The organism is Crossiella sp. S99.2, assembly GCF_023094165.1.
In the GTDB taxonomy this organism is placed as follows: domain Bacteria; phylum Actinomycetota; class Actinomycetes; order Mycobacteriales; family Pseudonocardiaceae; genus Crossiella.
Map to the genome: position 1 here is coordinate 568,752 of NZ_JALMDK010000002.1, position 24,922 is coordinate 593,673.

The 24,922-nt window shown below is 71.4% G+C and carries 22 protein-coding genes; 8 read left to right on the forward strand and 14 right to left on the reverse strand.

Annotated elements, in window-relative coordinates; translation table 11 throughout:
* Positions 1–4 precede the first annotated feature (4 nt).
* Complete coding sequence (locus tag MZC64_RS09170) at positions 5–1,657, forward strand: FAD-binding oxidoreductase (protein WP_247761601.1); 1,653 nt, start codon at positions 5–7, stop codon at positions 1,655–1,657.
* A gap of 9 nt (positions 1,658–1,666) precedes the next feature.
* Positions 1,667–2,698, forward strand: a complete 1,032-nt coding sequence (locus tag MZC64_RS09175) for an N-isopropylammelide isopropylaminohydrolase (RefSeq protein WP_247761602.1) — start codon at positions 1,667–1,669, stop codon at positions 2,696–2,698.
* Here the strand turns inward: MZC64_RS09175 and MZC64_RS09180 are convergent.
* Positions 2,695–3,705, reverse strand: coding sequence for an NADP-dependent oxidoreductase (locus tag MZC64_RS09180; RefSeq protein ID WP_247761603.1), 1,011 nt, complete (start codon positions 3,703–3,705; stop codon positions 2,695–2,697). The two genes, MZC64_RS09175 and MZC64_RS09180, sit on opposite strands and share 4 nt — an antisense overlap.
* 98 nt (positions 3,706–3,803) lie before the next feature.
* Between MZC64_RS09180 and MZC64_RS09185 the strand changes: the two genes are divergently transcribed.
* A complete protein-coding gene (locus tag MZC64_RS09185; protein ID WP_247761676.1) occupies positions 3,804–4,445 on the forward strand; it encodes a TetR family transcriptional regulator in 642 nt (213 codons plus the stop codon).
* A gap of 6 nt (positions 4,446–4,451) precedes the next feature.
* Here the strand turns inward: MZC64_RS09185 and MZC64_RS09190 are convergent, their stop codons facing one another.
* From MZC64_RS09190 to MZC64_RS09205, 4 genes are read right to left on the reverse strand one after another with little or no spacing between them, the layout of a single operon-like run.
* Entirely contained in the window at positions 4,452–4,823 is a 372-nt protein-coding gene (locus MZC64_RS09190) for a hypothetical protein (protein ID WP_247761604.1), read from the reverse strand.
* A complete protein-coding gene (locus tag MZC64_RS48565; RefSeq protein ID WP_247761605.1) occupies positions 4,820–7,615 on the reverse strand; it encodes an FtsK/SpoIIIE domain-containing protein in 2,796 nt (931 codons plus the stop codon). Before MZC64_RS48565 ends, MZC64_RS09190 begins: the two co-directional genes overlap by 4 nt.
* A 30-nt stretch (positions 7,616–7,645) precedes the next feature.
* Entirely contained in the window at positions 7,646–7,897 is a 252-nt protein-coding gene (locus MZC64_RS09200; protein WP_247761606.1) for a hypothetical protein, read from the reverse strand.
* Positions 7,898–7,903: 6 nt separating this feature from the next.
* Complete coding sequence (locus MZC64_RS09205) at positions 7,904–8,164, reverse strand: hypothetical protein (protein WP_247761607.1); 261 nt, start codon at positions 8,162–8,164, stop codon at positions 7,904–7,906.
* 241 nt (positions 8,165–8,405) lie between these two features.
* On the opposite strand from MZC64_RS09205, the gene MZC64_RS09210 reads away from it, so the two are divergent.
* Entirely contained in the window at positions 8,406–10,136 is a 1,731-nt protein-coding gene (locus MZC64_RS09210) for a M14 family zinc carboxypeptidase (RefSeq protein ID WP_247761608.1), read from the forward strand.
* Here the strand turns inward: MZC64_RS09210 and MZC64_RS09215 are convergent.
* From MZC64_RS09215 to MZC64_RS09240, 6 genes are all read right to left on the reverse strand, one after another.
* Entirely contained in the window at positions 10,114–10,944 is an 831-nt protein-coding gene (locus MZC64_RS09215) for a hypothetical protein (RefSeq protein ID WP_247761609.1), read from the reverse strand. The two genes, MZC64_RS09210 and MZC64_RS09215, sit on opposite strands and share 23 nt — an antisense overlap.
* Before the next feature lie 17 nt (positions 10,945–10,961).
* Complete coding sequence (locus MZC64_RS09220) at positions 10,962–11,510, reverse strand: carboxymuconolactone decarboxylase family protein (protein WP_247761610.1); 549 nt, start codon at positions 11,508–11,510, stop codon at positions 10,962–10,964.
* Between the two features lie 23 nt (positions 11,511–11,533).
* Positions 11,534–12,286, reverse strand: coding sequence for an AraC family transcriptional regulator (locus tag MZC64_RS09225; RefSeq protein WP_247761611.1), 753 nt, complete (start codon positions 12,284–12,286; stop codon positions 11,534–11,536).
* On the reverse strand, positions 12,283–12,582 hold the full coding sequence (locus MZC64_RS09230; protein WP_247761612.1) for a putative quinol monooxygenase: 300 nt from the start codon (positions 12,580–12,582) through the stop codon (positions 12,283–12,285). The genes MZC64_RS09225 and MZC64_RS09230 overlap by 4 nt, the downstream gene beginning before the upstream one ends.
* A gap of 99 nt (positions 12,583–12,681) precedes the next feature.
* On the reverse strand, positions 12,682–13,359 hold the full coding sequence (locus MZC64_RS09235) for a hypothetical protein (RefSeq protein WP_247761613.1): 678 nt from the start codon (positions 13,357–13,359) through the stop codon (positions 12,682–12,684).
* Positions 13,359–13,898: a hypothetical protein gene (locus MZC64_RS09240; RefSeq protein WP_247761614.1), complete on the reverse strand. Its 540-nt coding sequence runs from the start codon at positions 13,896–13,898 to the stop codon at positions 13,359–13,361. Before MZC64_RS09240 ends, MZC64_RS09235 begins: the two co-directional genes overlap by 1 nt.
* Before the next feature lie 176 nt (positions 13,899–14,074).
* On the opposite strand from MZC64_RS09240, the gene MZC64_RS09245 reads away from it, so the two are divergent.
* Complete coding sequence (locus MZC64_RS09245; RefSeq protein WP_247761615.1) at positions 14,075–18,130, forward strand: AAA domain-containing protein; 4,056 nt, start codon at positions 14,075–14,077, stop codon at positions 18,128–18,130.
* Positions 18,130–18,978, forward strand: a complete 849-nt coding sequence (locus MZC64_RS09250; RefSeq protein ID WP_247761616.1) for a hypothetical protein — start codon at positions 18,130–18,132, stop codon at positions 18,976–18,978. The genes MZC64_RS09245 and MZC64_RS09250 overlap by 1 nt, the downstream gene beginning before the upstream one ends.
* A 1-nt stretch (position 18,979) precedes the next feature.
* On the opposite strand, the gene MZC64_RS09255 is transcribed toward MZC64_RS09250, so the two are convergent.
* From MZC64_RS09255 to MZC64_RS09265, 3 genes are read right to left on the reverse strand one after another with little or no spacing between them, the layout of a single operon-like run.
* Positions 18,980–19,768, reverse strand: coding sequence for a transporter substrate-binding domain-containing protein (locus MZC64_RS09255; protein WP_247761617.1), 789 nt, complete (start codon positions 19,766–19,768; stop codon positions 18,980–18,982).
* A gap of 15 nt (positions 19,769–19,783) precedes the next feature.
* On the reverse strand, positions 19,784–20,389 hold the full coding sequence (locus tag MZC64_RS09260) for a DUF4232 domain-containing protein (protein ID WP_247761618.1): 606 nt from the start codon (positions 20,387–20,389) through the stop codon (positions 19,784–19,786).
* A gap of 52 nt (positions 20,390–20,441) precedes the next feature.
* Positions 20,442–21,491, reverse strand: a complete 1,050-nt coding sequence (locus MZC64_RS09265; protein WP_247761619.1) for a gamma-glutamylcyclotransferase — start codon at positions 21,489–21,491, stop codon at positions 20,442–20,444.
* A 386-nt stretch (positions 21,492–21,877) separates the two neighbouring features.
* Between MZC64_RS09265 and MZC64_RS09270 the strand changes: the two genes are divergently transcribed.
* Positions 21,878–23,497 carry a glycosyl hydrolase family 8 gene (locus MZC64_RS09270; protein ID WP_247761620.1) on the forward strand — a complete coding sequence of 540 codons (1,620 nt, stop codon included), beginning with the start codon at positions 21,878–21,880 and terminating at the stop codon, positions 23,495–23,497.
* A 225-nt stretch (positions 23,498–23,722) separates the two neighbouring features.
* Positions 23,723–24,907: a cytochrome P450 gene (locus MZC64_RS48570; RefSeq protein ID WP_247761621.1), complete on the forward strand. Its 1,185-nt coding sequence runs from the start codon at positions 23,723–23,725 to the stop codon at positions 24,905–24,907.
* Positions 24,908–24,922 lie beyond the last annotated feature (15 nt).

Sequence of the window (24,922 nt, forward strand, 5' to 3'; positions counted from 1 at the left end):
AGCGGTGACCGAGCGCATCGACCACACCCTCCGCAATACCTGGACGCCCGAGGGCGCGAAGGCGGCCCATCTGCCGCCGCACGCGCTGCGCTGGCTCCGCTCCCGCATCGGCCTGGCCGAGGTGGCCACCCCGGTCGGCCCGGCCTCGCTGCACACCGTGGCCGACTCGGCGCTGCCCCCGGCCGCGCTGGCCGCCCTGGTGGCGGTGGTCGGCACCGCCGGCGTGCTGACCGACCGGGACGCCAGGCTCGGCCGCTCCGGCGGACTGTCCTATGTGGACCTGATGCGGCACAGGGGCGGCGGCGAGCCCGCGGTGCCGGACGCGGTGGTGCTGCCGGGCGATCCCGAGCAGGTGCAACGGGTGCTGGAAGTCTGTGTCGAACACGGCGTCGCGGTGGTGCCCTTCGGCGGCGGCACCTCGGTGGTCGGCGGGGTCAACCCGCTGCGCGGGGACAAGGCATCGGTCATCGCGCTGGACCTGCTCCGGCTGGACAAGCTGGTCTCGGTCGACCCGATCTCGCACACCGCGGTCTTTCAGGCCGGGGTGCGCGCGCCGGACGCGGAACGGCTGCTGGAGGCGCACGGCTTCACCCTCGGCCACTTCCCGCAGTCCTTCGAGCGGGCCACCCTCGGCGGGTTCGCCGCCACCCGCTCGGCCGGGCAGGCATCGGCGGGCTACGGCCGGTTCGAGGACATGGTGCACGCGCTGCGACTGGCCACTCCCGCCGGTGAGCTGCGGCTGGGCGGCAGCCCGGCCTCGGCCGCGGGCCCGGACCTGAAACAGCTGGTCATCGGCAGCGAGGGCACGTTCGGTGTGATCACCGAACTGACCCTGCGGGTACGCGAGGCGCCGACCTTCCACCACTACGAGGGCCTGGTCCTGGACGGCTGGGAACGCGGTGCGCTGGCCCTGCGCGCACTGGCCCAGCAACGGGTGCTCGCCGATGTCACCCGCCTGTCCGACATGGACGAGACCGAGGCATCCCTGGAACTCGCGGGCGGCTGGAAGGGCAAGGCACTGCGGTCCTACCTGCGCACCCGCGGCGTGGTCGCGCCCTGCCTGCTCATCCTGGGCTGGGAGACCACCTCCCCGCGCGAACTGGCCACCCGGCGGCAGGCCGCGCTGCGCGCGCTGCGCGAGTTCAGCCCGGTGCGCCTGGGCCGCCCGCTGGGCGAGGCCTGGCGCAAGGGCCGCTTCGGCGGACCCCGGCAGCGGGATCTGCTGCTGGACGCCGGGGTGTGCGTGGAAACCCTGGAGACCGCCACCGACTGGGCCGGCCTGGCCGCCCTGCGCACCGGCGTGCGCGGCGCGCTCACCGACGCGCTGAGCACCGCGGGCTCGCGCCCGGTGGTGATGTGCCACGTCTCGCACGCCTACGAGACCGGCGCCTCGCTGTACTTCACCGTGCTCAGCCCCCGCGCCGAGCAGGCCCCCCTTGACCAGTGGCACCGCGCCAAAACCGCGGCCTGCGAGGCCATCGTCAACCACGCCGGCACCATCACCCACCACCACGCGGTCGGCGTGGACCACGCGCCCTGGCTGGCCGCCGAGGTGGGCGAACTCGGCCTGGACGTGCTGCGCGCGGTCAAGGACCGGCTTGATCCGACTGGAGTGCTTAATCCCGGAAAGCTGGTGCCGCCAGTGGGCAGGCCCTAAAGTCCGGCAATGGGTGATGTGCTGATCCGTTCCGTCCGCCCGTGGTCCTCCGCGGCCGACACCCCGGCGATCGACGTGCTCTGCCAGGCCGGGGCGATCGCCGCGCTGGGACCCGATCTCGCCGCGCCACCAGGGATTTCCGAGGTCGACGGCGGCGGCGGAGTGCTGCTGCCCGGCCTGGTCGCCGCGCACGTCCGGCCGCGGCCGGGACAGGCCGAGGCCACGCTGACCCGGCTGGTCGAGGCCGGGGTCACCCTGGCCAGGGTGCACGGACCGGCCGAGGACCTGGACGAGGTGCTGGCCGCGCGTGAGCTGTTCGCGGACCGGGCCCGGATCCAGGTGGTGGCCTTCGTGGCCGGTGGGCTCATCCGCGAGGAACGCGGCGAGAAACTCCTGGACGCCGCGGTGGCCGCGGGCGCGGACCTGCTCGGCGGGCTCGACCCGGCCGGGCACGACCGCGATCCGGTGCGCCACCTCGACCTGCTCTTCGAGCTGGCGCAACGGCATTCCACCGGCATCGACCTGCAACTGCGCGACCCCGGCGAACTGGGCGCCTTCGAGATCGAGCTGATCTGCGACCGGGTCGCCGCCCTGGGGATGCGCGGCCGGGTCACCCTCTCGCACTGCCTCGCACTGTCCACAGTGGAGGATCACCGGCGCGAGCTGCTGGCCGAACTGCTGGCCGAGCACGGCATCTCGGTCACCACGCTGGCCACCGCCTGGGGCGATCCGCTGCCGCTGCGCCGGTTGCGCTGGGCCGGGGTGCCGGTCGGCCTCGGCGATGACGGCGGTGATCTGCTCGACCAGGCCTGGTTGCTGGCCCAGGCCAACGAGTTCGAGCGGGACGACGAGGTCGAGCTGTGCGCCGACGTGGCCACCAGGGACGGCGCGCGGGCGCTGCGGGTCGGCGGTTACGGCGTGATCGAGGGCGACCGGGCGGACCTGATGGTGCTGGCCGCGGACTCGGTGGCCGAGGCGGTGCGGCAACGGCCGCCGCGCACCCTGGTGGTGCACGACGGCCGGGTGGTCAGTGGCGCTTAGATCGTCACCAGCATCTTGCCGGTGTTGACACCCTTGAGCAGGTCCAGGAACGCCTGCGGGGCGTTCTCCAGACCGTCCACCACGGTCTCCCGGTAGCTGATCTTGCCCTCGGCCAGCCAGGTGCCGACCTCGGCGAAGAACTGCTCCTGCATGTCCTGGTACTCGTTCACGATGAAGCCGCGCAGGCTCAGGCCCTTGCCGATGATCTGGATCATGTTGCGCGGGCCGGTGGGCTCGCCCTTCTCGTTGTACTGCGAGATGGCCCCGCACAGCGCGAACCGGCCGCCCGGCTTGGCCGAGCTGAGCGCGGCCTCCAGGTGGTCCCCGCCCACGTTGTCGAAGTAGACGTCGATGCCCTCCGGTGCTGCCTCGGCCAGCAGCTCGTGGACCGGGCCGTCCTTGTAGTTGAAGGCCGCGTCGAAGCCCAGCTCCTTGACCAGGTACTCCACCTTCTCCGCGCTGCCGGCCGAGCCGATCACCCGGGAGGCGCCCTTGAGCTTGGCGATCTGGCCCACCAGCGAACCGACCGCACCGGCCGCGCCGGAGACGAACACGACATCGCCCTCGCGGAACTGGCCCGCGGCCAGCAGGCCGGCGTAGGCGGTCAGGCCGGGCATGCCCAGCACGCCGAGGAAGGCGCCGGCCGGGGCCAGGTTCGGGTCCACCTTGACCGCGTGCTTGACCGCGACCACGGCGTACTCGCGCCAGCCGCCGAAGTGCAGCACCAGGTCGCCGACCTGGTAGTCGGGGGAGTTGGACACCACGACCTCGCCGACGGCGCCGCCCTGCAGCGCCTTGCCCAGCTCGAACGGCGGGGAGTAGGACTTCACGTCGTTCATCCGGCCGCGCATGTACGGGTCGACGCTCATGACCTTGTTGCGCACCAGCAGCTCGCCCTCGCCGGGGGCGGGCACCTCGGCCTGGACCTGGTCGAAGTTCTCCAGGGTGGGCCAGCCCTCGGGACGGGAGGCGAGACGGATTTCCAGGCCGGTGGACGCGGTGGTCATGCTGGGCTCCTCGGTTGAGAATGTGTCACTCACTGACAAAAAACATACCATGACAATAGGCGTTCGGCGACACCTGACGTAGACTGACGGATGTGAGCATGGTCAAAGACGAGCTGGGCCTGCGCGAGCGCAAGAAGTTGCGCACCAAGAACGCGCTGGTCGACGCTGCCCTGGAGTTGTTCTTCGCCAAGGGTTTCGAGGCCACCACGGTCGAGGAGATCGCCGCCGCGGTGGAGATCTCGCCGCGCACCTTCTTCCGGTACTTCGCCGGCAAGGAGGACGTGGCGCTGTCCCAGTTCGCCGAGATCGACGAGTTCTGCATCGCCGCACTGGCCGAGCGCCCGGCCGACGAACCGCCGGTGGCCGCCACCCGCACCGCCTACCTGGCCATGTTCGACCACATCGCCGCCTTCGACGGCGGCCCGGCCCGCTACTGCGCCACCCACCGGCTGATCGGCCAGACGCCGACCCTGTTCGCCCGCTGGCTGTCCACCTCGGCGGTCTCCGAGCACCGGCTGGCCGAGGTCATCGCGGCGCGGCAGGGCGTGTCCGCGGCCGAGGACATCCGCTGCCGGCTGCTGATCCGGGTGCTGTGCGCGAGCGCGCGACTGGGCATGGAGGTGGCCTGCCAGCGCGGTTATTCGACCCTGGAAGAGCTGCGGGCGCAGGTGATCGAGTCGATGGACCTGGGCATCGCGGGCCTGCCCGCCGCCTGGTCCAGCCCTGGCGAACGCTGGTGAGGCCGGTCAGTCCCGGCGCCGGATCAGCCCGCTTCGCTTGCGCAGCAAGTCTTCCAGGGCCGTCTGCGCGGCCTTGATCCGCGCCGTGCGCTGCTCCATGGTCAGCCCGTCGGCCGGCAGCATCGGCTTGGGCAGCGGCTTCATCTGGAACCAGCGTTCCTCGTAGAACAGCTTGCCGACCTCGCGCCAGCTCTCCGCGAGCTGCTTCTCGGTCTCGGCGAGCTGCTGCTCCGCCTTCTCGTGCCGGTCCTTGGCCTGGCGGACCACCTCGGACAGCTCCTTGGCGCGTTCGGCGTCCACCTTCTGCATCCGGCGCACCGCCTCGTCCACCTGGCCGGTGATCGCCCGGTAGCGCTCGCTCGCGGACGGCTCGTTCACGGTTGGCCCTCCCCGCTGGCCTCTGCGGTGTCGAACGGGATGACGACCTCGGGCCGGGCGTGCTCGGCCCGGTCGAAGAACAGGCCGCGCCGGGGCCGCGGCGACCAGCTGATCAGCTGCCCGGCGGCCAGGCTGGACAGGTCCGGCCCGTGCACGTCCAGGGCCACCCAGGCGCCCAGGTCCTCGATGCCGCCGCCGAGGAAACCACCCTTGAGCCGCTGCACGCTGCGCCACCAGCCGATGGTGTGGGTGGCCAGTTCGGGGCCGTGCTTGAGGATCTGCTTGAGACTGTCCACTCCGGACTGCCGGGTGCCCGGATCCTTCTGCTCCAGCAACGGGTAGGCGGCGTCGATGGCGTAGAGCACCAGGTAGTGCGGGCGGGCCGGTTCGTTGTTGCCCGCGCCGCGCCCGGCCCGCGCGCCCAGGTCGGCGGCCAGCGCGTCCAGCGTGGCGCGCACCCCGTCGGTGTCGATCAGCTCGACCTCGTTGCCGGAGTCCTTGAGCGCGCAGGTCAGCGTCTCGGCCTGGGGCCGGGCGTCCTCGGCCACGCAGATCAGGGTGAACCTGGCCTCGCCGGGCAGGTGCTGCCTGGACAGCGACAGCGTGGCCGCGGCGAGCACGCTGGCGGCATCGCGCAGCACCGAGCCGAGGGCGGCGATGTTGCGGCCGGGGGTGCGGGCCAGAGTCACCCCGGCCGCGCTGCCCGCCACGTCGATCACCTGACCCAGCAAGGCCACCGGCGGCCTGCCGCGCCGCGGTTCCAACAGCCGGAAATCCTCCACAGTGGACAGTGCGGGCACGTGGTCGCCGTCGAAGAGCCGGGGTTCGCCCAGGTGCGCGGGACGGCGTTGCCACAGCTCGACCTGGAGCGCGTCGAAGGTGCCGCGGCTGGTGGCGTCCGGGATGCGGGCGATCTCGTTGCCGTGCCGCACCCCGGAATCGTGGTTGATCACCGCGTGCCGCCGGGGGATCTCGATCGCGGCCTGGTTGGTCTCGACCAGCACCCGGCGCGCCTTGGGCAGCGCGATCCGCACGATGAACTGCTCGAAGATGGCCGGCTTGCCCCAGAACGCCTCGATGCCGGAGACGTCCTGGCTGGAGAGCACCAGGTGGATGCCCTGCGAGCGCCCGCGCCTGGCCACGTCCTCCAGCAGTCCGGCGGCCTGGTTGGTCACCGCGTCGCGTTCGGCGAAGAGGAACTGGAACTCGTCGATGACCGCCACGATCCGCGGCCAGCGCCCCTCCGGGTCCTCGGTGCGCAGTTCCTCCAGCTTGGTGACCTCGTGCCGTTTGGCCGCCTCGGCCCGCCGGCGCATCTCATCGGCCAGGTATTTCAGCAGCGCCAGCCCGAACTCGCGGTCGGCGTTGACGTTCACCCCGACCAGGCGGGCGTGCGGCAGCCAGCTGGGGTCCTTGCGGCCGGGGGTGAACTGGGCGAAGGAGACGCCCTCCTTGAAGTCGAGCACGTACAGCTCGAGTTCGTCAGGGGAGTAGCGGGCGGTGAGGCTGCCCAGCATGGCGTAGAGGAAGTTGGTCTTGCCGGAGCCGCTGGGCCCGCCGATCAGCGCGTGCGGCGAGGAATCGCCCAGGTGCAGCAGCACGTCCTGGCCGTCGCTGCGGCCGATCGGCGCGCTCACCCCGGTGGCGGAGTGCTCGGCCCAGCGGGTCTCGGGCAGCAGGTCGGCGAAGGTGCACACCCGGCTGCGCCGCTCCAGCAACGCGTCCGCGATGGCCCCGCAGGCCACCGGAACCCGGTCCCGTGGCAGCGGATCGTCCAGGGTGACGGTGGCGTGCTCGCCGGTCATGCTGGCGGTGACGGTGCCGTCCCGGTGCAGTTCCACCGTTTCCAGCGGGCTGTTCACCGACAGCCGCATGTCCACCATGATCAGCTGGATGCCGCAGGCCAGTCCGTTGCGGGCGACCCGCTGCAACTGCTGGCGGAGCTGATCGTCCAGGTCCTCCCGGTTGCCGAACAGGATCGCGATCCGCCACGGTTCCGAACGTTTGCCGGTGGCCGAGGTCAGCGCGCGCAGCGAGGCGTGCCCGTCGACCAGGATCCGGGTGTGCACCCGGCGGATGTGTTCGGAGAACTCGGTGAGCAGGTCCTGCAACCGGCTCGGGTCGTGCACGGTGAGCAGTCCGGCGCGGGCCAGCGGGTACAGGCCGGGCAGCGAGCCGGTGAACTGGCCGGTGTCCCAGACGTGCACCTGCACCAGGCCGGGCTGGAAGTAGGACAGGGCCCGCAGCACCAGCGTTTCCACCAGTGCCTCGGCGTGCATCCGGGTGCTGTGGTCGGAGAGCACGTGCAGGTGGCCGTGGTCCAGCAACGGCACCGCGGCCGGGAACTCCTCGGCCAGCGAGGCGTCCTCGATCCGGGCCGAGCCGATCCGCCACAGCCCCGGCGCGGGGGTGCTGCCCTCGTGCGTGCCGGGGCGGCCCAGCCAGTGTTCCCAGTCCTCCCCGGCCGAGCCGGGCGCGTGCTCGCGCACCAGTTCGGTCAGGGTGGCCGGGCCGTTGCCGGTCCACTGCGCGAAGACCTGCTCGTGTTCGGCCAGCGCGTGCTCGGCCAGCGGGCGCAGCGCCGGGTCGGCCTGCTGGGCGGCGAAGGCCGGATCTGCCTGCACCGCACGGATTCCGTGCTTGCGCAGGGTCAGCTCGAACTCGGCCCGGCGATGCTGCGCCTCGGCGACGGTGTGTTCCTGCCTGGCCGCGCCCAGCGCCATCGCCACCGCGTCGTGGAACTCGCCGAAGACCTCGCCGATCCGCGCCCGCCGCTCGATTTTCTTGCTCACGCCGCACCGCCCAAGATCACGCCGCCAGTCTCACAGGGAGGTCATCAGGCCTTCCACCCGGTCCAGCGCCGCGCCGAGCAGTTCCACGCTGCGCTGGTGCTGGGTGCTGGCGCCGAGCAGTTCGGGCGGGGTCAACGACTCCGAGTGGTGCTTGCCGATCTTGCTCAGCACGGCGAGGGACTCCCCGATCAGCTCATCGGCCTCGGTGAGACCCCGGTGCGCCTGGAGCAACTGTTCCCGCACCGAGTCCAGGACGGCCAGCACCTCCGCGATAGAGGACACCGGCGCCTACAGCCGGTTGGCGTAGCCCTCGGCGGTGCTGATCGCGCTTTGCACCTGGTTCTGCGTCTCGCCAATGCTCGACACGGCCTGGGAGAGCAGGTTGGCGGCCTGTTCGGCGTCGGCCTGGCTGCTGCCCTGGGTGACCTGGTGCAGCGCGTTCTGGGCCTGCTCAAGGGCTGTCGCGGCCTGTTGCAGGGCGCCGATGCTCTCCTGCGCCTTCTCGGTGGCCAGCGAGATCCCGTTGCGAACCTGCTCCACACTTGCCATCTCGCGCCCAGCTCCTCCATGCGTTTCCAGCCGTGCCACGGACATGGCACGGCTTATTTAGTTGAAGGTAGTGCCCAAACACCTCCTCAGTACAACCAAGATCGGGTTGATTTCCACCGCCATTGGGGTGAGGGCGGGGACTACACGCCGTGCCGTCCACCCGCCATCCGGGGCTTGCTCCAGGTCACGGGCGCATCACAGGATCGAGCGGTACTGATCCTCTGGAAGGACGGCTGCTCACATGGCGAAACGCCTTTCCGTGCTGCGCACCGCGCTGGCCGCCACCGCGGTCGCCGCGGCCGCGCTGCTGCCGGCGCCCGCGCTGGCACAGGGAGCTGCTGCCGACGCGGCGCAGATCCTGCACGTCACCGCCCCCGGCGACCCGGCCGAACTGGGCCGCAAGCTGGCCGAGGCCGGTCTGGACGTCCTGGGCCGGGAGGGCTCGGCGATCCTGGTCCTGGGTCAGGACGGCGTGTCCGGCACGCTGGCCGGGCTCGGCGCGCGCACGGTCCGGGTCCAGCAGGTCCCCGCCGCGGCCACCCCGCGCGCGGCCGCGGCCTACCCGAAGCCGAAACGACTGGCGGGCAAGGAGTATCCGACGTTCTACGGCGGCTACCGCACGGTCGAAGGTTTTCACTCCTTCGTGGCCGACGTGGCCAAGCACTACCCGGACCTGACCAAGCGGGTGGCCTACGGCCAGTCCTGGCAGCGTCAGCAGGATCCGGCCAAGGGCAACCAGCTGGAAGCGCTGTGCATCACCGCGGAGGCCTGGCGCGGCTGTGAGCTGAAGCCGGATTCGGCCAAGCCGCGATTCCTGCTGATGGCCCAGATCCACGCCCGCGAGGTGACCACCAGCGAGCAGGCATGGCGGTTCATCACCCGGCTGCTCGACGGCGCCTACGGCGAGGCCGAGGTGGCCGCGCTGCTGGGCGGCACCGAGGTGTGGGTGGTGCCGCAGGTCAACCCGGACGGCATCGGCGTGGTCCAGGACGGCCTGACCAACGCGGGCACCTCGGCGAACAGTTCGGCCTGGCAGCGCAAGAACCTCAACGACAGCAACAGCGTCACCCCGTGCCCCGGTCCGTGGAGCAACAACCACGAGGGCATCGACCTCAACCGCAACTGGGACTCCCGCTGGGGCGGGGTGGGCACCTCGGGCAACGCCTGCGCGCAGACCTACCGCGGTCCGAAGGCGGCCAGCGAGCCGGAAACGCATCAGCTGGCCGGATTGTTCGAGAAGCTGTTCCCGGACCAGCGCGGACCGGGGGAGACCGACGCCGCCCCGGCGACCACCCGCGGCGCGATGATCACCTTGCACACCTACGGCAACCTGGTGCTGATGCCCTGGGGCCACGACCCGAAGGTCAAGACCCCCAACGACGCCGGGCTGCGCTCGATGGCCTTCCGGATGAGCGGCTACAACGGCTACAACACCGGCCAGCCGGGCGAGGTGCTCTACAACGTCACCGGCGCGGCCGACGACTGGGCCTACGACAAGCTGGGCATCGCCGGTTTCACTTTCGAGATCGGCCCGAACAGCGGTGAGTGCAACGGTTTCCACCCGGCCTACAGCTGCCAGGACAAGTTCTGGGAGCTGAACAAGGACGCGCTGCTCTACGCGGCCAAGTCGGCCCGGCAGCCCTACGTCTCCACGCTGGGCCCGACCGTGTCCGGGCTGACCGTCAAGCGCGGCCTGTTCAGCGTCGAGGTCAGCGCCAAGGCCGATGACAACGCCTACGGCACGGTCGGCGTGGGCCGCCCGGCCGCGCAGAAGGTGGTCGGGGCGGAGATCTACCTGGATCGCGCGCCCTGGGACGGTGGCCACGCCCGGCCGCTGAAGATCAACGGCGACGGCGCGACGGTGGAGGTCGGTGGCAAGGCGGGCGCCTGGGGCCTGGAGCGACTGGCCTACGTGCGGGCCAAGGACGCCGACGGCAACTGGGGCCCGTTCACCTCGGCGTGGGTGAAGTAGCCAGTTCCTGGGCACCGGCCGGTCCGGCGCTGAGCTGCAGGGCGATCACGCCCGCGGCCGGCGCCGGGTCGGCCGACCAGTAGCTGGCCGCGTGCTCGCCGTCCCATTCCAGCTCGGACCAGTTGTCCTGGCCGATCCGGGCCATCGCGTCCTGGAGCGCGGTCGCGGTGTCGCCGGGCACCAGCCCGAGGTCGAACTCGACCCCGAGCACCCCGGGCCCGCACGGGGTGAAGTCGGTCAGCTCGCCGTCGTGGGTGATCCGGCTGGCCACCGCCCTGGCCTGCCACTCCGCCCCGGCCCGCCGGTCTGCGGCCACGTCCACGGACAGCCGCAACCGCTGCACCGGCCCGTCCGGCAACACCACCGGCTCCGGTTCGGGGAACACCTCGTCCGGGTCCTCGGCGGCCGGTTCCGGCACCTGCAGCGGACTCGCGCCCAGCCACGCCTCCACCAGCACCCGCTCGCCACCGGGCACCAGCTGGGTGATCAGGTCGGGATCGTCCAGCACGGTCCAGGCGGTGGGTAGCTCGCAGGACACCCGCGGCACGCTGACATCGGGTCCCAGCGCGCGCACGAAGGTGCGCACTGCCCGGGACAACGCGCCCGCGTCACTGGCCGCGGCCCGCTCGTCACTCGGCTGGCTGATCGTCACCGACCAGCAGCCCGGCTCCTCATCGGAGCAGTCACCCGCCTCGACGATCCGCCCGCCGCCCAGCGCGACCAGCCCCAGACAGGCATTCCTGGCCTGGGACTCGTTCTCGGCGGCGACCACCACGGTGATCAGCAGCTCCAGCTCGTCTTCCACCATCGCGGGTCAATTGTCCCTCAGTGGTGTGAACAGGAGGTGCGGTGGGCCTCTTCCGCGGCCAGCACCAGCCCCGCCGCGTGCACCACGGCCGCCACCCGCAACACCACGTGCACCTCGGAAACCCCGGCCCCGGCCGCGCGCGCCTTGCGCTCGTGCAGCTCAAGACACACCTCGCACCCGTTGACCGCGCTGACCGCCACGCACCACAGCTCGAAGTCGCCCTTGTCCACCCCCGGCCGCGCCACCACCCGCATCCGCAACCGCGCCGGCGCCTTCAGGTACTCCTCCGCGCCCAGCAGATGCTTGGCCCGGTAGTAGATGTTGTTCATCGCCATCACCGCGCCTGCCGCCCTGGCCGCATCCCAAGCCTGCGCCGACAACCGCCCCCGGGCCTCGTCCACCAGCCCCGCCAGCGCTCCTGTCTGCCCACCGGTGAGCGCCACCGCCACCACCGTGCCCCAGAGCCGTTGCGCGCTCAGCACGGACTCCCCGAGCACCGACTCCAGGTTGGCCCGGATGTCCTCGGCGTAGTCCGGCATCGCCGCCAGCACCGCCCGCAACGTCACCCGGGAAACGCTAGTCCAGCAGCTCAGCCCTGGCAGCTGACGCGGTACTCCGTCGGGGTGCGGCCGGTCAGCTCCAGGAAGGCCGCGTTGAACGCCGACAGGGAGGAGTACCCGACCTGGAAGGCCACCGCGGTCACCGGCGCGTCCCCGGCCACCAGCTCCTCGATCGCGCGCGCCAGCCGCATCCGGCGCAACACCGCCCGCCAGGTCATCCCGGTCTCCCCGGCGAACCGGCGGGCCAGCGAGCGGGGCGTCAGCCCCACCCGCGCCGCCACCTCCTTGAAGCGCACTTCCTCGCCGAGCCGCGCCTCGGTCAGTCGCAGCGCCAGCCGCAACTCCGGTGACCGCCCCTCGGGGATGGTGACCGGGCTGGGCTGTTCGGCCAGCCGCCAGGTCACCGCGGCCAGGGCGGCGAACATGGTCTCCGCGTAGGGCGGCAGCACCTGCTCGGGATCACCCCACCCGCCGCACTCGGCCACCAGGCACCGGGCCAGCGGGCTGAGGTCGAACACGGCCAGCGGCGCGGGCGGGGGCGGGGCGAACCCGGTGTCGAAGAGCACCGAGGCCGTGCGAACCGGCCGCGGAATGCTCACCTGGATCGGCCGCCCCGCCTCCACCAGCGCGGCCCTGGCCGGCGGCAGCAGCCACACCTGGCCCTCCGCCGCCAGCCGCAGGGCCCCAGCCGAGGCGTACAGCAGGTAGTGCCGGTCGGTGCGGAGTTCCCTGGCAGGCCCGGCCTCGACCTCCCGCACGAAGCTGTACGCCTTGGCCGTCATCCGATCTCGACCGGCTCGGCCAGGAACCGCCTGCTCACCGGCGCCCCGACGGTGAGCGGCCGGACCACCGCGCCGAAGCTGGCGAAGGACTCCGAGGCCAGGTAGCCGCGGAAGGACTCCACGTCTGCCCACTCGTGCAGCACGGTGATCTGCCCGTCGTCCTCCCTCGAGGCGAAGACCCGGAAATCGCGGTTGCCCGGCATGGCCCGCACCCGGTCCCGTTCGGCGTCGAACTGGGCGAGCGCGGCGACCCGGTCGGCGGGCGCGGTGCGGAAATCTACGGTGGCGATCAACATGTGGACCTCCTCTGTCGTGGTTGCTGAGGAAATCCTCGCCCGGATGCCACCTGTCATGCTGCCGTCAGTCTGACAGATTCACGCTGCTATCGGACAGCCCTAATCCAGCAGTTCGGCCACCCACACCCGCCGCTCCGGCTGCCACCGCGTCTGCCCACCCCCGGTGAAGTGCACCGCGATCAGGCCGTCCGTCCACGGCGTCGCCGACTCCACCCGCGCCACCGGCCCGATCTGGCCGTACCGCCGCACGAACATCCCCTCGGCCAGCTCCGCCGCGGTGATCCGCACGTGGTTGCGCACGCGGGAGGCGGGCCGCAGCTTGACCACGGTGAGCCTCCAGAGGCCGTAGCCCAGCGCCGCGGTCAGCAGCGGCCACAGCGGGCTGCCCGCCAGGAAGCCCAGCGACACCAGGAAACCGCCGACGGCGCTGAGCAGACCCGAGCTGACCGGCCGGTTGCCGATGAGCAGCCAGCCGTGGGTGCGCACCAGCCCGTTGCCAAGCTGCCCGCGCCAGGAGCCGTGGCCTGCCGGGATCTCGTCCGCGGTGAAGGCCATGGTGGACGGGGTGTCGGCGGCCGCGGCGGCCCGGTCCACGGTCGCGTCGTCGACCGGGAACCGGTGGCTGCACGCGGTGCAGGCCAGGGTCAGACCGGTGCCCGCCTCCCGGTCGCTGAACAGGCCGAGCACCCCGTGCCCCTGCGGACAGCGGTAGGCCACCGGATTGGTCGGTGTCTGCCAGGCACGCAGCGCGCGCACCGCGTCGGTCGCATTCGTCATCACGCGGACCTCCAGCGCAACCGGCCGTCACTGGCCGGGGCGCACACCATCGGTTTGCCGGTCTTGGACACCCCGGTCGCGCCCGCGGTCGAGCAGAACGCGCCGGGAGTCACCACTCCGGCAGGCGGCTTCTGGCTGCTGGGCGGAGGCGGCGGCTTCGGCGTGCTGGCCCTGGTCGTCCGCGGCGGTGGCGGTGGCGCGGCCTTGGTGGTCCGGCCGCCGGGCGGGGCAGGTGGCGGCTCCGCCGAGGTCGGCGGGACCGGCTCGGTGCTGCTGACCGGGGTGGTCGTGCCGGTGGCCGAGCTGAGGACGACGCTGGTCGTGGTGGTCCCGGCGGTCGTGGCGGACAGCGGGATGGTCGACCCGGCGGGCGTGGCGGCCACACTGGTCACCGGCGGCAGCGGACCGCGGACCGCGCCCACCGTGCCGATCAGCCCGATCAGCAGCAGCAACCCGCCGGCGAAGATCGACAGTCCACGTTTCCAGTTGGCGGTCGACCACCACCAGAGGCGAAACCGCCCAGGTTCCTCTTCAGGCACTTCGACCCCTTGCTGTCCCGATTTACCGAGCAGAGATGGTTATCAGGTCGCCGAACCATCGCCCGTTGTTACCGGGTTCGACCAATCGGGTTCGAAATGGTCTCGATCGCCCGGATGCCGAAACGTCCTGGCCCGTTCGGTCGAAAAGACAACCTAGGGGCGAGAGGGGACTGCGGGTGACCACGACTGTCGACACGCGGATTGAGGCTGTCCGGCGCCGGGCCGAGGACTGGGCTGATGAGCTGATCGATCTGAGCCACCGGAACACGCTGTTGCGCTACAAGGACAGCAAGACCGGGACGGTGGACCTGACCGAGGCCGACCCGGCCGCGCTCACCGCGTTGTTCGGGCTCCGCAAGACAAAACTGGGCCTGCTGCTCACCGATCCGGAAGCGCACAAGAAAGCCTGCGCGAGTGCCAGGACACTGCGCCGGAAGATCATCGCGTTGCAGGAGGAGCAGGGCGTCGAGGCCGGTTACCTGGCCAATGGCCTGCTCTGCGTGGAACCACCGGTCACCAGGGGCACCACCCCGGTGCAGCGGCTGCGCGCCCCGTTGCTCATGCAGAGCGTCGAGGTGCACGCGCGCACGGCGGCCGAGACGGATTTCACCCTGGAACTCACCGGCGAGGCCGAGATCAATCCGGTGCTGCTTTACGCGCTCAACCGGGACTTCGGCGTGGACATCGACGCCGAGGAGGTCGCGGAGAAAATCACCGCGCTGCTCGCCGAGATCGAGGATCCGATCATCCGGCTGGAACGCGCTTATCAGGCAATCGCCGAGATCACCGGTCAGCAACGATTGGCGACAACTCTGGAGAAGCGCGTTCTGCTCGGCGTGTTCAGCTTCGACAAGCTGCCGATGGTGCGCGACCTGCAGAACTCGATTGCCTTGCTGGCCGAACACGACATCATCGCCGCGGCCGCCGGACACGCACCGGCGATCGCCGCACTTCGTGATGTGCCAACCACGGACGGACTGCCGGATGCGAACACGATCCGGCCGGCCGAGGAGTTCCTGGTGCAGGACACCGACTCCTCCCAGCAACGGGCCATCACCGCGGCGCTGGCCGGAAAGCACGCGATCATCGAGGGCCCGCCGGGGACCGGGAAGAGCCAGACCATCGCCAACGTCATCGCGGGGATGGCGGCCCGCGGCAAGCGGGTGCTGTTCGTGGCGGAGAAGCGGGCCGCGATCGAGGCGGTCACCCAGCGGTTGGCACAGGTCGGCCTGGACGGGCTGGTGTTCGATCTGCACGAGCAGCGGATCAACCGCAAGCGGGTGGCCCAGCAGATCTCCGACCGGCTGGACGAGGCGGGCCGGGTGCTCTCGCCCCAGCTCGGCGACCTGCACGAGCGGCTGGTGCAGCGCCGGAGCGAAGCACAGGCGCATCCGGCCGAGCTGCACCAGGTCCGGGAGCCCTGGGGTGTCTCCGCCTTCGACGTCCAGTGCCGGTTGCTGGACCTGCCCGCCGGCGCGGCCAGCCGGGTCAGGTTCGGCGCGGCCGAACTGACCAGGCTCACCGGCGACGACCTGTCCAGCCTGGTCGACGCGGTGAAGAACTTCGTCGACCTCGGGGGGCCGCGGGTTCGCCGTGGTGATTCGCCGTGGTCGCAGTCAGCCGTGGTCAGCGCGGAGGAGGTGCGAACCGTGCTGGCCAGCCTGAACGAACTGGCAGGCACCGGCCTGCGTGAGGCCAGGAGCGAGTTGCGGGCACTCGTCGGCCGGGCGGGGCTGCGCAGGCCGGAGACCATGAACGGCTGGCAGGACATCCTCGCGCTGCTCAACGACGTCACCGGATCGGTGGCCGCGTTCACCGACCAGGTGTTCAGCACCGAGCTGGACCGCTGGCGCTACGCCACCGCGGATCGTCGCTGGCGCAAGGCGAACCAGCAGCCGATCGGTTTCTGGGCCCGGCGTGCGCTGTGCAAGGAGATCCGGTCGATGAGCCAGCACGGCTTGCGGGACAAGAGATCCCTGCACGAGGCACTGAACGCCGCGGTGAACCAGCGCGATCGCTGGCGGGCCGCCGCCGTCGACGGCGGCGAACCGGCCTCGGTGTTCGGACTGGCCGATGCCACCCAGCGGTACGCGCACTGGCGGGATCAACTCGCCGCGGTCTCGCTGTGCGCGCGGCTGGACAACGTGGACGCCACCCCGACCGCGGAGGTCGACGACCGGGTGGCCGCGCTGCGTGGCGACGTCGACACCCTGCACCGCATGCCGGAGCTGAACGCGCTGACCGCCAGGCTGGAGAGCCTGGGACTCGGCCAGCTGCTGGACGAGGTGACCGAGCGGGCGGCGGATCCGGCAACGGCCGAGCAGGTCTTCCGGTGGGCCTGGCTGACCTCGGTGCTCGAGGAGCTGAAGCTGCGGGTGCCACGGCTGGCCCGGTTCGCCGGAGCGCAGCACTCCCGGCTGGTCGAGGAATTCCGCACCGCCGACGAGCAGCACCGCCGGAGTTCGGCCGACCGGGTGCGGCGGGTGCTGGCCACCAGACTGCGCGAGGTCAGCGACGCCCATCCCGATCAGCGCAGGCTGGTGCGGGACCAGGCGGCGCGCAGACGCGGCCACATGTCCTTGCGCAGGCTGGTCGAGAAGAGTTCCGACGTGCTGCTGGCCGCCTTCCCCTGCTGGGCGATGTCGCCACTGGTGGTCAGTCGGGTGCTGCCCGCGGCCAAGCTGTTCGACCTGGTCATCTTCGACGAGGCCAGCCAGGTGGAGCCGCACGACGCGATGGCCTCGATCATGCGCGGCCGCAGGCTGGTGGTGGCCGGGGACGACAAGCAGTTGCCGCCCTCGGACTTCTTCCGCCGCACCCTCAGCGGCGCGGACACCACCGAGGACGAGGAGGACGAAGGCGACCTGCGCGTCTACGAGTCGATCCTGGAACGGCTGAAGAGCCTGATCCCCGACCCCGACCACTACCTGCTGCGCTGGCACTACCGCAGCCGGGACGAACGGCTGATCGCCTTCTCCAACAAGGAGATCTACCAGGAGAGCCTGGTGACCTTCCCCGGTGCGCAGGCGGTGAGCCCGCTGAGCCTGCACGTGGTGGACGGGGTGGCCAGACCGGGCCAGGACGGTTCGGCGGTGGCCGAGGTCGACGAGGTGGTCCGGCTGGTGCTGGCGCACGCCGAGCAGCGGCCGGCGGAGAGCCTCGGCGTGATCGCGATGAGTCAGAAGCACGCCGACCGGATCGACGCGGCACTGCGGGCGGCGCGGCCGGGGCGGCCGGAGCTGGACGGGTTCTTCTCCGATGAGAAGAGCCTGGCCGAGCGGTTCTTCGTGAAGAACCTGGAACGGGTGCAGGGCGATGAGCGGGACGCGATCATCCTCAGCATCGGCTACGCCAAGAAGGCCGACGGCAGGCTGCCGATGAACTTCGGCCCGGTGAACAAGGAGGGCGGCCAGCGGCGGCTCAACGTCGCGGTGACCAGGGCCAAACGCCGGATGAGCGTGGTCAGCTCGTTCTCCCACCTGGATCTGGACCAGAACCGGACCAGCGCGCTGCCGCATCCAGGGGTGGAGTTGCTGCGCCGGTTCCTCGCCTTCGCCGCGACCGGCGGTGAGCTGGACCTGGTCGGCACGGTCGGCGATGCCGAGCTGAACGGGTTCGAGCGCGCGGTGCTGCACGCGCTGGTGGCCGCGGGCGTGCCGGTGACCCCGCAGTGGGGTGTCTCGGGCTACCGGATCGACTTCGCGCTGGCCCACCCGGACCAGCCAGGCCGGATGGTGCTCGCGGTGGAGACCGACGGCGAGCGCTACCACCGCGCGCACACCGCCAGGGACCGGGACCGGTTGCGGCAGAACCACCTGGAGCAGCTCGGCTGGCGGTTCCACCGGCTGTGGTCCACCGAGTGGTTCCGCGATCCCGCGGCCGAGACCGAGCGCATCACCCGCGCCTGGCGGCAGGCGGTGGCCGAGGCCGACCGTGCCCCCGACCCCAGACCGGCCCCGGTGGACCGGCCCGTCCCGGCGCCGGAGAACGGCCTGCCGCGCGGCGAGCGACCGGACGTCCCGAGCGGATTCAAGATCGCGGAGTACTCCGACCGGGAGCTGCTGGCGGTGGCTCGCTGGCTGCTGCGGGACGGCCTTGAGCGGGAACGGGACACCCGGCTGGAGGAGGTCATGCGCGAACTGGGTTTCCAGCGCCGGGGCAAGAACATCGTGGACCGGATCAACCTGGCCCTGGAACAGGCCCAGACCGAACGCGAGCGCAGGGGGCTGTGATGTTCCGGTTGGACCCGAAGACCGTGGAGCGGCTGGCGCGGACCATCTGCGATCTGGACGGCCCGTACGAACGCCGCGGCCGGGAGCTGGAGACGCTGCTGGCGCACGCGGGCTGGCGCAACCCGCCGGACTACGACGGCAGCCCCCGGGTGCCCTGGCTGACCGAGGAGCTGAACGCGCGGGCGGGCGACCGCGGCGAGGTCGAACGACTGCTGTGCCGGGTCTGCGATCCGCTGGAGTACGAGGGCGGGGCGGAGTCCGCGGCGGCGGTGCGGCAGGAGATCAACCGGGTGCTGGCGCCGGAGCGGCTGGTGGTCAGCCACGCCGACGGCAGACCGGTGCTCGGCGAGCTGCTGCCCGATCGCGCGGTTCCGGTGTACGTGCAGACCAGCGAGCTGGAAGGCAGGCTGCTGCGGCTGATCGAGGATCGCGAATCGGTCGACCTGCTGGTGTCCAGGGCGGCCGAGGCGAAGATCTGCGAGTCCAACGGCGCGTACGTGATGGCGCTCATCGGCATCGGCAGCTTTGTCGAGGGCGTGTTGTTCTCGGTGCTGACCGAACGGGACGAGGAGATCAGGGAGCTGGGTTTCGCCAACGGGCACAACGGAAAACGGATCCCGGCCGATCGCGCGCCGTTGCAGCGGCTGATCGACGTGGCGCACGAGAAGGGCTGGATCCAGATGGATGCCAAGGAGTTCGCGCACAAGGTTCGGGACTACCGCAACTTCGTGCACCCGCGCGCGCAGATCGACAAGGGCCTGGTGCCGGACCGGGACACGCTGATGATGTGCTGGGCCCCGGTGCAGGCCGTGCTCAACGACCTGGAGGCCGCGCTGCTGCCGCGCTGACTCAGCCCAGCCAGGGCTTGCTGATCCGCTCCCAGGTCCCGTCGTGCAGGGCCAGGTTCAGCCACTGGTCGACCCACTGCTGGAACACCACATCGCCCAGTGGCAGCAGGTACGCCTTCTCGCTGAAGGTGAACGGCGCCTCCGGGTGCACCGCGCACAACTCCGGGCGTTGCTTTGCCTGCCAACGGGTTTCGGTCGCATCGGTCATCATCAGGTCCACCCGGCCGGCCACGATCTCGTCGAAGATCGTGTTGTTGTCCGGGTGCAGGACGATGGTGGCGCGCTTGAGGTTGGCGCGGGCGAACTGCTCGTTGGTGCCGCCGGGGTTGACCACCGCGCGCACGCCGGGCTGGTCGATCCGGTCCAGGGTCTGGAAGCGGTCCTTGTGCTCGCAGCGGGTGATCGGGGTTTTGCCGTCGCGCACGTAGGGCTTGCTGAAGAAGGCCTGCCGGGCGCGGTCCAGGGTGATCGAGATGCCGCCGACGGCGATGTCGCAGTGCCTGCGGAAGTCGGGCAGCAGGGTGGACCAGGTGGTGGGGACGATCTTGAGGCGGACGCCGAGGCGGGTGGCCAGGTCGCGGGCCAGGTCCAGGTCGATGCCGGTCCAGCTGCCGTCCGGGGCGCGGTAGGTGAACGGGCGGTAGTCGCCGGTGCTGCACACCCGCAGCTCACCGCGCGCGGTCACCAGGTCCAGGCGGCCGCGCGCCCCGGCGTCACCGGCCGGGGCGGCGGCGGAGACTCCGCCGATCAGCAACAGGCCAAGCACCAGCGGCAGGATCCTGGACCTCATCGGCGCGCTCCCAACTCACACGGGGTGATAAGCGGAGCCTTCGATCTTGCCCTGCTGACACACCGGCCCGAAAGACCAGCCGAGTTCGAACGGCGTGCGTTCGTCCGGCGGGATCACGCTGATCTTGGCCGGGGCGGGCTGGCACGGGCCGGAGGTCGGCTCGCCTGGACCGGGCACCGCGCCCCAGTGCAGGTCCTTGCCCGCCTTGCCGCCGGGGCGCAGCGTCACCAGCTTTGGTCCCGGGGTGGCCTTGCGCTCCAGCTGGGTGCGCAGCGCGTTGCCCGAACCGTCCAGCAGCGCCAGGCCGCCGTAGCCGTAGAGCGTGCAGTTGGCCTTGCCGGTATTGGTCACCAGCAGCGTCGCGTAGCGCTGCCCGGCGCCGGGATCACCGGCCTTCAGCTCGCCGCGCAGCGTCGCCGCGGTGCACCGGCCGACCTGCGCCGCCGCGGTCACCTCGGGCGGCTGTTCCCTGGCCGGCGGAGTGCTGCTCGGACTGGCCGCCGGGCTGCTGCTCGCCGTGGCACTGCTCGGCGTGCCGCTGCCAGGGGACTGGGCGGCCGGCTGGCCGCAGGCGGCGAGCAGGGTCAGCGCGGACAGTGCCAGCAAAGGTCGGATGCGCACGTCAGGTCTCCTCCCGAGTCGGCCCCCTCGGGTTTCCCGCTGCCGGTGATCTTCACACGTGCCCGGCCGGCCAGGACGGCACCACGCGGAACCCGTCGGTGGCCGCGGTGAAGACGTAGGTCCAGCACACCGTGCCGTCGGCCAGGGTGATCCGGATCCGCCGGTATTCCGCGCCCTCGTACTCATCCAGCACCGGCAGCGCGGCCACCGGATCGGCCAGCGGCAGCAGCCACCCCGGCACCTCGCCGTCCGTACCGGCCAGCAGCCCCGGCCAGCCCTCGCCGGTGTCGTACAACGTGCCCGGCACACTCGCCCGCCGCGGCGTCCCGCTGACCCACGGCGCAGCCAGTGACCAGGCCGAACAGCCCGGCTGCAGGGTGCCGTAGACGAACACCCGGTCCGGCCACAGCCCTGGATCGGGCGCGCCGGTGATCTCGGTGACCGCCAGCCCGCAGTACCCCGGCACGCCGGTCAGCTCCCGCGCCGCGTCCTGGGACAGCTCCTGGCAGCGCACCGGGTGGCCGTCCACCAGCAGCGGTTCGCGCACCACCCCGCGGGCCACATAGGAGAGCACCCCGTCCAGGTGCGCGCCGGTGCCCAGGGTCACCCGGCCGGTGTGCACCCTGGCCAGCCGGTAGCGCTCGCCGCGCCCCTCCACCACGTCCAGCACCCGCAGCTGCGCGGGCGTGGCCAGCCACACCGCGTGCGTCTCGGTCACCCCCGGCGCGGCGGCCAGGGTGGCCGGGCGGGCGCCGTCACGCAGCCGGAATCCGCTGGCCCACACCGCGGCCAGGTCCGCGCAGTGCGCCCGCAGCACCACCACCGCGCCGGGCAGCCCCAGGTTCTGTCGCAGCCAGGTGATCTTGGACGGATTCCGGTTGGAGCCGTAGGTCAGCACCGGGATCCGTCCGGACAGCGGCACCTCACCGTGCTGGACCAGCCATTCGTCCAGGTCAACCCCGTCCGGCTCGACCACCGCGCCGGAGCTGGTCTCACGCAGCGGCCAGGCGAGGCCGTCGGCGTGCAGGTAGGAGCTGGGCGGCACCGCGCCCGGGTACGGGTCGGCGGGGAAGTCCTCGTCGCGGTACACGGCTCCAGCCAACCATCGACTTTCGTCAGCGCGCCGCTCGACCTCCGGGCGTACTCGCGCGCCGGGCCCGCGAATAACGTTCCCGGTGTTCAAACCCCCACTGCGCAAGCTCCGGCGGATGGCCCCGCCCGGACCGCCGGAGCCGGGGGTGCTGACCAGGCGGGCGTCCATCGGCATGGGGGAGAGATGGGCGCCCGCCTCCTTTTTGAACGCCGCCGCCGCACCGGCCGCCGCCGCGCGCGTTCGTCCAGCTGGCCCAAACGATTGCGCCGACCAGGCCAGTTTGCGCCGCAATAGACAGGAAACTTACCTAACAGCCTTGACGCCCGAGGTGGCCTGGGTCACCCTCGGATCCCCCTGCCGCTTCTCCCGATCCGCTAGTCGAGAGGACGCGAACAATGAACGGCTCACCTCGGCTGATCACCGGTGTCGTGGTCACGACACTGCTCGCCGGTCTCTGCGTCGGCGCGGGCACCGCCTCCGCAGCCACCAACCTCGCGCTCGGTGCAAACGTCAGCACGTCCTCCGCGGAGGACGCCTCGCTGGCCGGTCCCGCGGCGGTGGACGGGAACACCGGCACCCGGTGGGCCAGCGCCGAGGGCGCCGATCCACAGTGGATCCAGCTGGATCTGCGTGCTGCCAAGGACATCCGGCAGATCCGGCTCAACTGGGAGGCCGCCTACGCCAAGGCGTACCGGCTGGAAGCCTCCGACGACGGCAACACCTGGCGTGCCCTGCACAGCACCAGCGCGGGCGACGGCGGCCTGGACGAGATCAGCGTCAGCACCACCGCCCGGCACCTGCGGCTGACCGGCACCCAGCGCGGCACCGCCTACGGCTACTCGCTGTGGGAGTTCGAGGTCTACGGCGTAGGCGGCCAGGAACCGCCGCCCGCCAACGGATATCTGCCCGGCACGCTGCGCCCCTCGGTCTCCCAGGCCGAGCAGGACCAGGTGCTGTCCCGCTACTACCAGCAGTGGAAGACCAACTTCCTCACCACCAGCTGCGGCGGCGGCCAGTGGGCGGTGCGCTCGGTGGACGCCGACCACGCCTTCGTCGGCGAGGGCCAGGGCTACGGGATGACCATCTCCGCGCTGATGGCCGATGTCGACCCGCAGGCGCGCACGGTCTTCGACGGCATCCTGCGCTTCGTCAAGAACCACCCCTCGGTGATCGACCGCGACCTGCACGCGGCCGAGCAGAACCCGGACTGCGTCAGCGTCAACGGCAGCGACTCGGCCACCGACGCGGACCTGGAGATCGCCTACGCGCTGCTGCTCGCCGACCGCCGGTGGGGCAGTGGCGGGGCCTACAACTACCGCCAGGAGGCGCTGCGGATCATCGCCGCGATCAAGCGCAGCGAGGTCCACTCCGGCAACAAGCTGCCGCTGGTGGCCGACTGGGCGAGTTCCGGCTCGCACAACAACGGCTCCCGCTCCTCGGACTGGATGCCCGGCCACTTCCGCGCCTTCGCCAAGGCCACCGGCGATTCCTTCTGGCACAGCGTGCGTGGCGCGACCGAGAACGCGGTCACCCGGTTGCAGCAGCAGTTCGCGCCGAACACCGGTCTGCTGCCCGACTTCGTGCAGGACACCCAGTCCGCGCTCCGGCCGGCCATCGGCAAGTTCCTGGAGAACGAGGTGACCGACGGCAAGTACAGCTGGAACGCCTGCCGCGACCCGTGGCGGCTGGGCGTGGACGCGATCACCGTCTCCGGCAGCGCGGCCCAGGCCCAGGTGCGCAAGATGAACGCCTGGATCAAGCAGGCCACCGGCGGTGACCCGAACCGCATCGCCAAGGGCTACGACCTCAACGGCACGGTGGTGGAGAGCGGCAGTTCGGCGGCTTTCTTCGCCCCGTTCGCGGTGGCCGCGATGGCCGATCCGGGCAGCCAGGCCTGGCTGGACCGGTTGTGGGCCAAGCTCGCCAGCACCTCGCTCAGCAGCACCGACTACTACGCCAGCAGCATCCAGGTCCAGGTGCTGCTCGTGCTCGCCGGACGGTACGTGGCGGCATGACCGATTTCCGACAGAAGAGACGATCGGGGGTTGTTTAGACCAGGGCCGCAGACCACTCTTTCGGGTTGTTGGGAGCGGTCTCACGAACTGATGTGAACCATCCGGGCACCGCGATCCGTACCAGGTACAGCAGGTCGCACCATGAACGTGAGGGGTTGTCCGTCTGGCGGCGGGGGCAACCCCTCACCCCTTTCGAAGTCCGGGGGCGCCGGGTTTGATGGAACGGTGCCCCCGGACTACCCGCCGAGCCGGGTGAACCCGCTCGACCCACCACCGCGCTTCGCCCACCTGCGCGCGCACGAGCCGGTCTCGCTGGTGCGCACCCCGCACGGCGAGACGGTCTGGCTGGTCACCCGGCACGCCGACGCCCGGTTCGTACTCGGCGATCCGCGCTTCTCCAGCGACCCGGCCAATCCGGGCTTCCCACAGATCCGGCCCGCGCCGGAAGGCCCGCGGATGCCCGGCATATTCCTCTCGATGGATCCGCCGGAACACGGCCGGTTCCGCCGGATGCTCACCGGCGAGTTCACCGTGCGCCGGATGGCCGCGCTGCGCCCCGGCATCCAGGCCGTGGTCCGGGACTGCCTGGCCGGGCTGCTCGGCCAGGGCCCGCCCGCCGACCTGATGGCTTGCTTCGCCCGGCCGCTGCCCGCGCTGGTCATCTGCGATCTGCTCGGCGTGCCCTTCGCCGACCGCGAGTTCTTCGCCAGTCGCAGCGAGATCCAGCTGGACCGCTCCCGGCCGGGGCACGAGGTCACCGCGGCCATGGCCGAGCTGTGGGACTACCTGGACGGCCTGGTCGCGGGCAAGCTCGCCGCCCCGGGCGCGGACCTGATCAGCAGGCTGGCCGTGCAGCGGGTGCGCACCGGCGAGCTGACCAAGGACGACCTGGTCGGGATGAGCAGGCTGCTGCTGGTCGCCGGGCACGAGACCACCGCCAACATGATCGGCATCGGCATGCTGCTCCTGCTGCGGCACCCCGCGCTGTGGGCGGAGCTGCGCGCCGATCCGGGGCTGCTGCCCGCCGCGGTGGAGGAGCTGCTGCGGCACGCCACCGTGGTGCAGCAGGGCGTGGTGCGCGCGGTGCTGGCCGAGGTGGACCTCGGCGGCGTGCGGCTGGCCCGCGGCGACGGCGTGATCGTCTCGCTGTCCTCGGCCAACCGGGACGCCGCGGTCTACCCGGAACCGGACGAACTCGACCTCCATCGGCGCGCCGCCCCGCACCTGGCCTTCGGGCACGGGGTGCACCAGTGCCTCGGGCAGTTGCTGGCCAGGGCCGAGCTGACCGAGGCCGTGCGCGCTCTGTTGCCAGTTCCCGGATTGCGACTGGCCATTGCCCCCGATCAGGTGAAGTTCAGGCACGAGATGGCGGTTTACGGCGTGCGGGAGCTGCCGGTTGAGTGGCACTGATAATCGGGAGGACGA